Source organism: candidate division WOR-3 bacterium, assembly GCA_016934535.1.
In the GTDB taxonomy this organism is placed as follows: domain Bacteria; phylum SDB-A; class SDB-A; order SDB-A; family SDB-A; genus JAFGIG01.
Window position 1 is genome coordinate 21,308 of the sequence record JAFGSQ010000023.1, and the last position, 13,025, is coordinate 34,332.

General features: G+C 42.9%; 13 protein-coding genes. 6 read left to right on the forward strand and 7 right to left on the reverse strand.

All coding sequences use genetic code 11. The features are described 5' to 3' along the window. Positions 1–3: 3 nt before the first annotated feature. From JXL83_04375 to JXL83_04395, 5 genes are read left to right on the forward strand one after another with little or no spacing between them, the layout of a single operon-like run. Entirely contained in the window at positions 4–1,134 is a 1,131-nt protein-coding gene (locus JXL83_04375) for a methionine adenosyltransferase (GenBank protein MBN2363349.1), read from the forward strand. Positions 1,135–1,143: 9 nt separating this feature from the next. Further along, positions 1,144–2,679 (forward strand): GHKL domain-containing protein, encoded by a 1,536-nt coding sequence (locus JXL83_04380; GenBank protein ID MBN2363350.1) that lies wholly within the window; start codon positions 1,144–1,146, stop codon positions 2,677–2,679. Next, positions 2,672–3,982 (forward strand): sigma-54-dependent Fis family transcriptional regulator, encoded by a 1,311-nt coding sequence (locus tag JXL83_04385; protein MBN2363351.1) that lies wholly within the window; start codon positions 2,672–2,674, stop codon positions 3,980–3,982. The genes JXL83_04380 and JXL83_04385 overlap by 8 nt, the downstream gene beginning before the upstream one ends. Before the next feature lie 55 nt (positions 3,983–4,037). Continuing rightward, positions 4,038–4,232: a 50S ribosomal protein L28 gene (locus tag JXL83_04390; protein MBN2363352.1), complete on the forward strand. Its 195-nt coding sequence runs from the start codon at positions 4,038–4,040 to the stop codon at positions 4,230–4,232. Positions 4,233–4,241: 9 nt separating this feature from the next. Then, the gene (locus tag JXL83_04395; GenBank protein MBN2363353.1) at positions 4,242–5,249 is read left to right on the forward strand and encodes a L,D-transpeptidase; all 1,008 of its coding nucleotides are present in this window, start codon (positions 4,242–4,244) and stop codon (positions 5,247–5,249) included. Here the strand turns inward: JXL83_04395 and JXL83_04400 are convergent. Then, on the reverse strand, positions 5,238–6,653 hold the full coding sequence (locus JXL83_04400; GenBank protein ID MBN2363354.1) for an MATE family efflux transporter: 1,416 nt from the start codon (positions 6,651–6,653) through the stop codon (positions 5,238–5,240). The genes JXL83_04395 and JXL83_04400 overlap by 12 nt on opposite strands. Before the next feature lie 71 nt (positions 6,654–6,724). Between JXL83_04400 and JXL83_04405 the strand changes: the two genes are divergently transcribed. Beyond that, the gene (locus tag JXL83_04405) at positions 6,725–7,435 is read left to right on the forward strand and encodes an HAD family hydrolase (GenBank protein MBN2363355.1); all 711 of its coding nucleotides are present in this window, start codon (positions 6,725–6,727) and stop codon (positions 7,433–7,435) included. A gap of 18 nt (positions 7,436–7,453) precedes the next feature. Here the strand turns inward: JXL83_04405 and JXL83_04410 are convergent, their stop codons facing one another. The 6 genes from JXL83_04410 to JXL83_04435 all read right to left on the reverse strand — a co-directional run. Further along, on the reverse strand, positions 7,454–8,971 hold the full coding sequence (locus JXL83_04410) for a T9SS type A sorting domain-containing protein (GenBank protein ID MBN2363356.1): 1,518 nt from the start codon (positions 8,969–8,971) through the stop codon (positions 7,454–7,456). Positions 8,972–9,116: 145 nt separating this feature from the next. Beyond that, entirely contained in the window at positions 9,117–9,917 is an 801-nt protein-coding gene (locus tag JXL83_04415) for a linear amide C-N hydrolase (GenBank protein ID MBN2363357.1), read from the reverse strand. A 6-nt stretch (positions 9,918–9,923) separates the two neighbouring features. After that, the gene (locus tag JXL83_04420; protein MBN2363358.1) at positions 9,924–10,199 is read right to left on the reverse strand and encodes a hypothetical protein; all 276 of its coding nucleotides are present in this window, start codon (positions 10,197–10,199) and stop codon (positions 9,924–9,926) included. Between the two features lie 20 nt (positions 10,200–10,219). After that, positions 10,220–10,717 carry a helix-turn-helix transcriptional regulator gene (locus JXL83_04425; protein MBN2363359.1) on the reverse strand — a complete coding sequence of 166 codons (498 nt, stop codon included), beginning with the start codon at positions 10,715–10,717 and terminating at the stop codon, positions 10,220–10,222. A gap of 96 nt (positions 10,718–10,813) precedes the next feature. After that, positions 10,814–11,296: a hypothetical protein gene (locus JXL83_04430; protein MBN2363360.1), complete on the reverse strand. Its 483-nt coding sequence runs from the start codon at positions 11,294–11,296 to the stop codon at positions 10,814–10,816. A gap of 174 nt (positions 11,297–11,470) precedes the next feature. Then, on the reverse strand, positions 11,471–13,025 hold a 1,555-nt coding region (locus JXL83_04435), incomplete at its 5' end, for a choice-of-anchor J domain-containing protein (protein MBN2363361.1).

The window sequence follows — 13,025 nt, forward strand, 5'->3', positions numbered from 1 at the left end:
ACAATGGAAAAATATCTTTTTACATCTGAATCCGTTACGGAGGGACACCCTGACAAGCTGTGCGATCAAATTTCAGACGCAATATTGGACGGCGTTCTCACCAAAGATCATGATGGCAGGGTCGCCTGCGAGACATTGACCACCACGGGTCTTATAATGATAGTCGGAGAAATAACGACATCGGCTTATGTCGAATTTCAACAGATAGCAAGAAAAGTGGTCATGGAAGCCGGATACGATGACCCGAAATACGGTTTTGACTATGAATCTTGCGCGGTGATGTCTTCAATTCACAATCAGACCCAGGACATCGCGACTGGCGTGGACACCGGCGGAGCAGGAGATCAGGGAATGATGTTCGGTTTCGCTTGCAAAGAAACAAAAGAGCTGATGCCCCTTCCCATAATGCTCGCTCATAAATTGACCAGGAGATTAGCCGAGGTTAGAAAGACCACAAAAGGATGCCGGGTTTGGCCCGACGGAAAATCTCAGGTGACGGTAGAATACAACAAAGAACGAAAACCCGTGCGCATAGATACGGTAGTCGTGAGCACCCAGCATAGTGCTGATTTCAAAAAAGCGGAGTTGGATGATTTTATTAGAAACGAAGTTATATTTAAAACTCTACCAATGGAAATGATCGACAATGACATGAAAATATTCATCAATCCTACGGGTAAGTTTGTAAACGGCGGTCCAGCAGCGGATTCCGGTCTTACGGGTAGAAAGATAATGGTCGACACATACGGAGGATACGCAAGACACGGAGGGGGAGCTTTTTCCGGTAAAGACCCGACCAAAGTCGACAGAAGCGGAGCTTACATGGCCCGTTATCTGGCTAAAAATGTCGTCGCGGCAGGTTTGGCAGAAAAGTGTGAGATTCAGATTGCCTACGCCATCGGAATCGCGAGGCCGGTATCTGTTTTCATAGAGACTTTCGGCACGGGTAAGACCCCAGATGAGGAAATAGCGAAAAAAATTCAGGAGATTGTGGATTTGACACCTCAAGGTATAATCCAGAGGTTTAAATTGACGAGACCGATTTACAGGAATACCTCCGTCTACGGCCATTTCGGGAGGGAAAACGAAGGTTTCCCATGGGAAGTTATAGACCTCGTCAAGGATCTGAAATAGATTGCAAAAGTGAAATATGCGTCCGGGATAAGATTCTTTATTATAGTAATAACCGCCGGGCTTTCTCTTACTTGTGTCGCTTCTGTCGTTCTGATTGACAGATCAATCGCTTTAGCGAGAGAATCAATTTCGTTTTCAATCGACGCCGAAATGGAGACCCTTGAAAGATATTTAGTCGAAACAGGCTCCGATGATCTCTCTTTTGGGAGATCTTATTTCGATTTTATATCCAAGGACAGTTCACTCTTGATCGGTGAAAATGCCTTTGTCTCAAGCGTCAACCTGCCCGACGGGAGTAAAATTTACTTCGGTAGAAGCGCTGAGGATTTTGAAAAGATCAACTTTTACAAAAATACAATAATCGCAGCTCTTGCGGGTATAGTTGTCCTATCGCTTATCTCGGTCGTTTTATTCACCAGAGAGAATGTGATGAAACCTTTTAAAATCATGGGAGACCTCACTGGTACTTCACCGGAGCCTGAGGAACTCATAGAAAATATGAGAAGCATCATCAACGATCTCGAAGAAAAGAAAAATGAACTTGAAAATCTGTATTCGGCGGAAAAAAACAAAGCGAGGGATCTCGCTCTGAGAAGCCGAGCAGTGATTCAAAGTCTTGAAGCTGGAATAATTGACGTCGATGCTGAAGCCAACATAATACAAGCAAATCAAGGTTTTTTTAATATCTCGGGAGAACATGAACTGAGCGGAAATTTAATAAATTCTCGGGTTGGAGAAAATATAAAAAGCGCGATATTCGACTGTCTGAAGGATAAAAAATCAACCAAATCGAGACTGGAAATCAGAGGAAGGATAATTGATGAAATTGTTTCGCCTGTCCTCGAATCAGAGAGAATAGTCGGAGCCGTCGCCGTTTTTTACGATATTACAGACACTGTCCTGCTCGAGAGAATGCTGTCGACGAGGGAAAAAATGCTTTCTCTGTCCGAAATATCTGCAGGGGTGTCTCATGAATTCAGAAACTCCGCCGGAGTCCTGATCGCTTTAGCGAGCGCTATATACCAGAAGCAAAGCGACGAAAACGCGAAAATGCTTCTCGAAGAAACCAAATCCCTGGTTGGTATAATAGAAAATTTTTCTGAGCTCGCCCGGAAAAAAGATAAATCTTTCGCCGAATTCGACCTGAAAAAAATGACGGATGAAATAAAAAAATACTACAATTGGAATTTCAAAACAGACATCAGACATTTCATGTTCATGGGTGATAGAGATTTGATCCGAAGAGCTCTAATAAATGTCTTGCAGAATTCCGTTGAAGCTTCAAGAAACAGGGAATCGGAAATTTTAGTCAAAGCTGATAAACTGAACAGCTGGCAGAGAATCGAGATCACCGACAAGGCCGGAGGGATGAATGATGAAGATTTGGAAAAAATCAAAGCTCCATTTTTTTCTTCAAAAAAGGAAGGGATCGGCTTGGGACTTTCTATTGTCGAGAAAATAATGCAAATGCACAAGGGATCTCTTGAAATAAAAAACTTTGATGGAGGTTTGAAAGTTACGATGTCCTGGAGCTGCGGTGAGTAAAATTTTAATTGTTGAAGACAAGAAAAATTTAAGAATAGCTCTGAGTAACTTCCTCAAGGAAAACGATTTTGTTGTCTCAGAAACGGATGGCGTCGAAACTGCAAAAAACATTCTTGACAGGGAGTTTTTTCAAGCGGCTGTTATCGACATAAGACTGTCTGACGGGAACGGACTCGAAATCCTGGATTTTATCAGAAATTCAAAAAAAGACCTGATAGTCATCATGATGAGCGCTTACGGAGACATACCAGTGGCGGTTTCAGCTATAAAAAAAGGCGCGAAAGACTTTGTCACAAAACCTTTTGAACCCATGGAATTGCTTCAAATTTTGCAAAGAGAGATTTCCCTTTCTGCTGTTGGAAAAGAGAATCCGATGGAAATGTCTGAAACGGTGGGGACATCAAAACTATGGCTTGATGTACTTAAGCTCGCCAGGGATGTCGCGAAAATAGACAGTACAGTTTTGATTTCGGGTGAAACAGGATCGGGAAAAGAAGTTGTCGCCCGTTATATTCACCTAAACAGCAAAAGGGCAAAAGCGCCTTTTATCCCTGTAAACTGCGCCGCCCTGCCGAAAGAACTCGTCGAGAGCGAGCTTTTTGGAGCCGAGGCGGGGGCGTACACCGGGGCGGAAAGAGCGAGGACAGGAAAATTCGAATCAGCTCACGGAGGCACGATATTTTTAGACGAAATAGGCGATCTTTCGGATGAAGCACAGGCAAAGATATTGCGAATACTCGAGACAAAAAAAGTGCAAAGGCTTGGAAGTTCGACGCCGATAGAAGTTGACACAAGAATAATTTCAGCGACAAATAAAAATCTGAGCGAAGAGATAAAAAGAGGGAGGTTCAGGGAAGACCTTTTTTACAGAATTTCGGTTTTTCCTATAGAAGTTCCGCCACTCAGAGACAGGCCTGAAGATATTTCAAGCATAGCGAAATACCTGATAGGCAAAATAGCTTCAAAACTTGAAAGAGATTTCGATGATGAAATTCCGAGTCCTGTTCTTGACAGGCTTGTCTCCCATGATTGGCCTGGAAACGTCAGAGAACTGTCAAATGTAATGGAGAGAGCCATGATACTTTCGGGCGGAAGAGTTATAGACCCTGAAAAGATTTTTATACCGGAAAAGGAAAGAGAGTCTGATATTCACAGAGCGGTCATGGACAGAGAGAGAGAAATTATTGTAAAAGCTCTCAAGAAAACCGGATGGAACAGAACGGAAGCCGCAAAAACACTCGGCATAAGCTACAGATCCTTGCTCGAGAAGATAAAAAAGTATAAAATAGTTAAAAAAACTTGACAAGATTTGATCTACGTGAAAAAATCTTCCGATTTAATATAAAACAGGAGATAATATGTCATATAAATGTGAAATTTGCGGGAAAGCACCGAGCGTTGGAAACAATGTCAGCCACGCGAACAATAGAACAAAGAGAAGATTCCTCCCGAATCTACAAAAGATCAAAGTGTTAGATCAAAAAGGGAAAACCGTAAAATTGTTGGTTTGTACTTCTTGCATAAAAGCAGGAAAAGTCAATAAATCTCAATAGACTTACCCAATGAGTTCCAGAATCAAGATTCTGGTTTTCGGTGTTTTTTTTGTCTTCCTCGAACTCTTCCTTTTAGCTCTAATCTCCTGTAACTACACCGCCTCTCAGACTGGGACAAACCGCCCTATAAGAGTAACAAGTTTTCAAACGGAAGACGGCGGATTCAAAAGGTCTGTCTTTTACGGAAGAGATATAATCCAATCCGAGCTGATATATCCGCATCCAATTTGTACGGTTCCAAGTTACGCCGCTTTCCAAGTTAAACCTCTGACACCAGACGAGATTCTCGACGTTTCTTCCCTGCGTTCTCAAGGCTCTACAGAAGTCTCGATTTATACTTGCACCGATTCTTTCCGAATGTACTTTGACGTCAAAGGAGGACAATTCGAGATTCCTTTCAACGGAATTGATTATTCCCCTTTAAGAATAGTCGTAAAACGCGGAGATCGGCAGGAAGAATTTATGCTGACCCTATATTCTGAGAGATGGATGGAGGTTTTTTGCGATTGGAATATTCAGTGCGCAATTCTTTGGGAAGGCGCGAGACCGAGGTATTGGACAACAGTGTCCACTGGTAAAGACAACTGGACGAAAGCTGAGCACTGCAGAATATTCTCAAAAAGCCCGGTGGCTTATTTTGTGCTCAACAGAGCTCCCATGAGGTACTGGCTCGGATTCCAAGAAATTCACGGAACAATAAACGGCACCCACGCACCTCTTTCCGGTACATGGTGGAGGTTGGGAAGGCAGGGAAGCCACGGTTGTATAAGAAATCCACTTGCGGAGAACTTTTACGCTCTTCTCGACACAGGGCATAGGGTTGAGTTGCACTACAGCTATTCAGAGGGATTTTCTCTGAGAGAGATAAATCCAGCATGGGAATACATAGTTTTGGAACCCCTTGACACCCTTCAAGACACCATGTCGAATAAAGTATACACCGACGAAGCGAGAAAAAGGCTTTTACCGATTTTCAACGAAATAATTCAAAACGAGCGAAATCATTCAGATTTGTAATTTGTCTTTAAAATATTTAGCGTTCCACCTGTAGATCAGCGAAGGTATAAAATCCCTTTTTTGAATTTCGTGTTGTTTTAAAATCAAAAATATAAACCAAGACATCAAGACGATACCTTTAAAGACACTGCTTACGCTGATGCTCCACCATACTCCATCCAACCCCAGAAACTTTTCCGAAAGAAAATAGGCGGCGGGTATGCGAAGACCGGTGAAAATAATTGACACTATCGAAGGGGGGAGTGTTTTCCCGATTCCATTGAACGCTCCTGCCGATGTTATCTCGAAACACATGAAAATCTGCGAAAAGGACAGTATCTTCAAATAAGAAACCCCGTGATTTATGGTTTCTGCGTCTTTTACAAAAAAGGACATTATCCGGTCAGGAAAGAAAAAAAGAACGGCAAATGATATAATACCAATTCCCGTCATCAGCACAAGGGATTCAGAATAACCTTTGACTATTCTGTTCCATTTCAGAGTTCCGAAGTTTTGACCCGTGAATGCGCAAAGGGCAGTTGAAAAGCCGCTGGCAGTCATATACGAAATGCCTTCTACCTGAATTCCAATTTTCTGTGCCGCGATTGGAAGCGCGCCGTATCTTGCCACTACTCTGGCGAGTAAAATCGCGATCAGAGTGAAGGACATGGATTGCAGAGCGACTGGGGAGCCGAATTTGACGATTCCGGTGATGTGTTTTATCGACATTTTTTTGAAAAACTGGAATTTTTTAAAAGGAATTCTTTTCAACCTCATGTAGACAACGAAAATCAAAGTGACAAGCGCTTGAGACAGAATTGTCGACAATGCCGCTCCTGCTACACCGAGTTTAGGAAAACCAAGAAGTCCGAATATCAGGAAAGGGTCCAACACAATGTTCGCGATTATTCCGATTGAATTTATGACAAAAGGCGTTTTGCTGTTTCCTGTGCCGTTAAAAATTCCCGAAAGAACAGGATTTACGAACATGAAAATCGTACCAAAGGAAATTATTGCGGCATAAATTTCAGCCCCGGACACAACGTCGGGTCTTTCGAATCCGTAAAACGCGATAAAATATTTTCTAGAGAAAAAGATGAACAAACCATAGAAAACGGCTGATATCAGATTTATTTGAAGCGCATTTCTCGCGTAATTTACCGCGGAGTCAAAATCGTTCCTGCCTATAGACTGAGCCACCCATATCTCCGCTCCGACCTTGGATACGAGTATGAAGGAAAACCCGAGCCATACCAAAAAACTCGCTGTTCCGACTGCCGCTACAGCCTCGCTGCTGAGTTTGCCAATCCAGAGCATATCGGTCACACCGTATGCAAGGTGTATGATGGAAGTGCCTATGACTGGGAGGGCAACTTTGATTATTTTAGGGAGTATCGAACCATTGGTCAAATCGACAGAAATTATTTTGTTTTGGTTGTCCATGTTTTAAAATAGAAAGTATAAACCAGCTCGTATATTTTTAAAAGGAGAGAAAATTGCCCAAGGATCTTCATCAAACGTATCTGTTGAAGAAAGCTTTGATATTCGACCTATTCCACACCCTTATTTGTCTTGAAGACAGCGGAAGCGATTTCAGAGCGACTCACGAAATAATAGGAGTATCGCGTGATGATTGGGAGCGACAGTTGTTTTCCGACGTTGACGACAAGTTGAAGGGAAAAGAAAAAAATCCGTTTAAAATCATGGAGAAAATGATCAGAGCCTTAAAACCGACAATAGAAAAAGAATATATTGAGACAGCTCTTGAGCACAGAAGGAGAAGGTTTGAAAAGGCTTTCAGGGAAGTTCCTGAAGTGACCATGAAGTCTTTGAAAATCTTCAAAGAGGGGGGAAAAAAAATCGGCTTGATTAGCAACGCCGATATCTTAGAAATGACTGGCTGGGAAGAATCGCCTTTGAAAAAATTCATAGATATCCCGATATTTTCCTGCCAAGTGGGTTATATGAAACCTGAAAAAGAGATATACGAGTTGTGCATGAGGGAACTCGGTGTGAGCAAGGAAGAATGTCTGTTCATCGGAGACGGCGGGAGCCAAGAGCTTCAGGGTGCTGTGAACATGGGTATTGAAACTGTTATGATAACCGGTTTTATTGAAAAAAGATGGCCTCATCTTATAAATGAAAGAAAGAAACACGCCTGCTTCGTCATAAAAAATCTTGACGAACTGGCGTGCTTATCTGATTAGCTAATATCTAACTCTTAGTCAGATAACCATGATTCTCGTTTTCAGGGGTATCTGTTCTGCCTGGTTTATTTCGAGGAAATAAATTCCGGAGGGAAGATTGTCGATTTCAATGGAATTAACTCCTTTGGTTCCTTGTATTTCGCCTGATTGTTGAACAGGTCTTCCTGTGATGTCGAAGATAACTGATTTGTAAATGCAGTCCAGGGGAAGGACCAGAAACACTGAAGAATTAGATCTGATGACTGAGGGGAAAACCCTAAAATCGCCAATGGGTATATTTTCTGGTGTTTCTTCGACACAGAGTGTCCATGGAGCGTCTATCCAGAGGTCATTTTCGAGGTAACCTGAATACATCACCGCGCTTCCTGAGCCAGTGGCTCCTGGTGAATAGCATATTTTGGGACTTGTCCCGTTTGGGATGTAATGACTGGGGTGGTCGTTTATAAAAGTCGTGTGAAAATTCCAGTGAACGTGATTTGATCCGGAGGCCCAACCCCAGAAGATCTTTGTGGAGTCGTTAGCCAGGTTGTGGTAGAGGTAGGTCATGTTTACATACATGTTTCCGTAAGATTTATAAAATCTAAGGTCTGGACCGGATTCCATTTGAGATGAGACAGATATGCTGGTCTGGGCCCATCCGTAGTCAGCGCTGTCCGGAGTTTTAACAGAAGCGACGTAGACATCAAGGTCGTTTTGGTATAAATCGAACTCATAAGTGTAGGCGCACCATAACGCCGGATTGTTAGGGTCGTTGGAACAGGCTATTCGGGGCTGGACACAGGCCTTGTTTTGGTCTGCTATGATGAATGTGTCCCCTATAGATCCGCCTGTGTTCGCGTCCCAAATTTGCCCATAAAGGTTCAAAGAGTCTCTTTCCTGCGATTGAACACTGGCAGACCAAGCCGTGTAGATTTCGTTTCTCGGCCCCCGGCATATAGAAACATCGGGATCAAAAGCTCTTCCCTGCGCGTTGATGAACCAAGTGCCATACCATGTAATTCCTCTGTTATCACTGTGTCTTATTTGCAGTTGTGAATCCTCACTCCAGAATATAACAGATATAGTTGAATCTCCGTTATGTTCGTATAAAGTCGCGTCGAAACTGTTAGGCCATGCCCAAGCGTCAATCAATTCGCTTGATTGAAGGGTATGAGCCGTCAAGTTGTACCTCTGAACGCAGAGTCTGTTGAACATTCCGTTGAAGTTGAAGCAAAAGATGAAAAGGTAATCGTCCCCGAGTTCGCTGGAGAGAAGTTTCATCCTTTCGTATTTACCCAATGATTGTATCGTGTCGAAAACATGCCAACTCCCTCCGTGGTTTGTCGATCTGTATAGAATTACAGGATAGCTGTCGGGAGACATGACAACGGTGTCTTTTTGAACCGCAGCGAACATGGTCCCGTCCGATAAGTAGTCGCAGTCGAAAGAGGTTATCTCGCCCTGCATTATCCTGACGTCGTTTCCCCAATCCGATGACTGGGCGAAAAGCAGCGTTGAAAAAAAAGCCAAAAAGCAGAACACTTTTAAAAACCTCATATTTTCTCCTTTCAAAATTTAATACAATCATTGGCAAGAAATTATCGTATATATTTTCCGTAAATCAAACTGATATTATTATGGGTGATGATCTCGTCTTAAAGTGGTTATTTTGATGAAGAAAAGTATTTTAAAAATAATATAATTAAGGCTCTGTTTCTTTTGTTGTTTCCGGATATTCAGATATCAGATCGAGTATTTCAGAGGGGGTGTCCTTCAGGAAAGGGGTGCTCCTATAAGCGGTTTCGATGAGAGCTCTGTTAGCCTCTATGGTGTATTTGGAGAACTTTTCGTTTACTTCGCCTTCAGAGGTTTCGTTTATGTCCATAATAAGAACAGGTGTAGTCGCTGAAAAGTCTAATTCTTTTAAATCAATGGATTTGATTTCTTCGGATTGAGATGTGAAAAAATGAACTTTCATGTTTTCAAGGTCATAGACAATGCTCCACTTTGAGAAATCACCGTATTTAACACTTTTCAACAAGTTGAAAGCGAAGTCAATAACCGAAACGAAATTATCAGGGGAATAACCCTTCAATCTATTCATCAGGATACAAAAAGCCGCTAGTGAAAGGTCTTCCACTGAATCTTCATAAAACATGAGATTGTTCTCGTTGCCGAACATACTCCCGTATGCCGTGAAATAATCCAGTGAGTATTTATAGATGTCGTTTGTAAGCGCTTTATGAGAACCCACCATATAGTCGTAGACAAGTTCTTTATCTAAATATTCTACAGTCGCACAGGCACCGGTTTTATCGCAAACAAGAAAGTGAAGGGGCACAGACCCGGGATCAATACGTAAACTAAGGTCGCTGTTGACCACTTCTTCGACAGTGCTGAAATTGTCGAGCTGGTATTGTATCCACTGAAGGTCATTCAGACAAGGCCTGTCGTCGGGATCAGGATACTCCGCTTCTTTAAGCCACAGGCAGGCAATGACCAACCCAGCTTAGTTTATTCCATCCATAGGAAACTCTCTGCCGTATAGATTGAAAGTGACGCTGCCGTATTTTGAAGTCCAGTGGGCGGGGTTCTCGTTTATAAAGGCTGTTTTTTCAATGCCCCTTTTGTTGACTATTACCAAGCCTTCACCGACCATCCAGTCGAAATTTCTACCGTAGATGAGTTCATTTTGGGACTTCAAGCAAAATGTTGAGCAAGCCTGCAATGCAGTGATTTTCAAAAAGCAGAATAAAATTACATTTTTGATAAATGTAGTTGACATTGTCGTTCTCCTTACTTGAATCACAAGTTATTTGAAAATTTTTCGAACCATTCCTCCAAAAAGGTCAGATGAGCGATGCCGTATTTCAATGTCTGAATAGAAAAAGGGTCGTTGTCATAATCCTCCATTTTTTTATCTAAACTTTTTAGTTCCGCAAGTTCTTTTTTCAAGCACTCCAGGAAGTTAACTGTCGTTTCAGCTCTGCTTTTTTTGTCTAATAATGAAAAGAAAAACATTTTCAAAAGAAATATTTGAGTTTTGCAGGATGGAGATCTCATCCAGTCGAGGAATGCTTCTCTTCCGGTAGGTTTTATATAATAGATATTTTTCAACCTTCCAGATTGGATTATTTGTCTGGCCTCGACTAATTTCATCTTTTCCAGCTTTTTAAAAGCCGGGTATATACTGCCGGGGCTTGTGTTGAAAATAAACTGAGTGCTCGATTCCATTTCTTTTTTAATCTGATAACCCGTCTTTTCACCCCCCATCAAAAACCCCAAAATGATTTTTTCCTGCATTCTTCCTCCGAATATAACAATATTATATATATCAAATTGATATATAACATATTAAAATGATATTTGCAAGCCATTTGTTATGAAGATAATTGGAGATTAATACTGATTACAAAAAAGAAACTTAAAAATATTCTCTCTCAATAATTTCAACCTCTCACTATCGATAAAGATGATCTTTGAGATCCACTTGCCGTTTATTCCATATGCAAATTCATAGGATACAGTTTCAACCAAGCCTCCATCAGGATTGTAAAACCTTTCTTCGACAAGAATTCTATCTTCGCCAATGGTCGTGTAAGAATATTCAACTGACATAGTCAATATGTCTGAATTGAAAATTTCACGCCTTATTTTTCTCTCTTCTTCGTCGTAATAGTGGATGTATTTTTTTATTAGTCTTCCCGTGGACGAAAAGAAGTTGTCGTATTTTATGTCTTCTACTTTGTCGCCGTTGGAATCGAATATATTTCTGTATGAAAGTTTAAGAGAATCATTTGAATAGACACCATTTTGAATTGATACGGAATAATGCCTTTCCAAAATTTCATCGCAAGCTTTATCAAGAGAAAATAAATTCATAAAAAACGTAAAGAAAAGTATTTTAATATTTTCTCTTTCAGCATTATAAGTTAAAATTTTTTCCCTCGTATCAACTATTGGAAAGAGGAGAGACTTTTCCGCCTCTCCCTAACAGAAAGGTTTGACTTCAATATCTTTATTGGCTTCGGCTTTTGAAGCCTCTATTAAATAATTTTACCTGACTACAACTATCTTGTTGGCGTCGGTGAAAGAACCGGCGACTATCCTGTAGAAATAAGTACCGGATGAGACCAAAGTTCCTCTCTCGTCCCTTCCGTCCCATTCCACCCTGTAGACTCCGGGCCCCTGAACCGCGTTGACCAGCTCGGATACCTGTCTTCCCGATATGTCGTAGACAGCCAGTCTGACAGGAACCTCAGAACCAACGCTGTAGCCTATGACAGCTCTGCCCCTGACCGGGTTCGGATACGCCCTCATGAGGGCAAACTGCACGACAGGACCATTGACTGGGTTTTCCTGCTCCTCTACCCCGAGTCCCGAGGCGATTCCCATATTTATGTCGTCGAAGAAATATCCCTCGTAGGCGACCACAGTAGTGCTCCCGAATTTCCAACCGAGCCTTATATTGCCCGTGACATTGAAAACAAGGTGCTGTTGATTCCACGGTGTACCCTGTCCTCCTGACCAGTATGGTTCTCCGGATGAAAATCCGTTGCCGGATCCGCCGTTCGTAGAAGTATATCCTTCCACGGTAGTGACCATCGTCCAGCTTGATCCGCCGTCTGTGCTTATCTGCAGCTGAACCCCGTCCCATGTCGCGAACATGTAATATCTGTGCCAGAAAGACATCGTGTCTCCGGCGTTTACGTATATTTCGGGAGAGACGGCTCTTGCGTTTACTATTCCGTTGGCGTGAACGCCTGTGGCTTCATCTCCGCAATAGACAGAGTGAGTCGGGCTGTGGGCGTCTCTTACGGATATGTGCCAGCTCGCGGGTCCTGTCCACGTCCAGTCGGCGGTGTCCTTGTCCTCGAAATCTTCCACAAACACAAGATTTCCGATACCGACGTTGAAAGTGTCAACGAGCGTGCATCCGTCTGCGGACACCGCGTTGCAGACCATTTGAGCCGAATGAGGGTTCGGACAACTCGAACTGACGGTCATCGAGAACACGCCTTTCTGGAAGAAAGAGTCACCTGGCGCTATCGAGGCGACAGACTGGGTTGAATCCGTGAATGTAATGTATGAGTCGAGGGACCTCATCTTTATAAGCACGTTGTGGGCGGTGCCGCTTCCGGTGTTGTAAAGCTTTATTCCAACAGGGACGACGTCGCCTGGCAGTATCATCGCTTGTCCGTAATAACCGCCGATTCCGAGAAGAGGAGAGTTGACGGTCAAGTTGAAATCGCTGCTCCATGTGCTGTCATTGGCGTCTTTGCAGACCAAAGTTACGGGTATTACTTGTCCGTCGGGAGTTCCCTGGTCTATGTCGAAGCCGAACGGCGAAGCTCCGACTACCGTGTCGTTTGCGTTGACGGTGCCAAAGTTCACGGTGTCGGGATCAAGCGATATGTAGGGGTCTGAAGACGTCAGGTAGCCCGTCACTCCCGTTGCGTTTACGGTGCCGATGTTTGTCACCGAGAGGGTCATGTCGTAGCTCTGTCCCGGATTTATCTGACCGTTGTTGTGCCCGCCTGTCAAACTTTCCAATCCCGCGTATACGATGTAAGAGCCTGTCGCGGGGAGAACTTGAACGGTGTCTATGTAG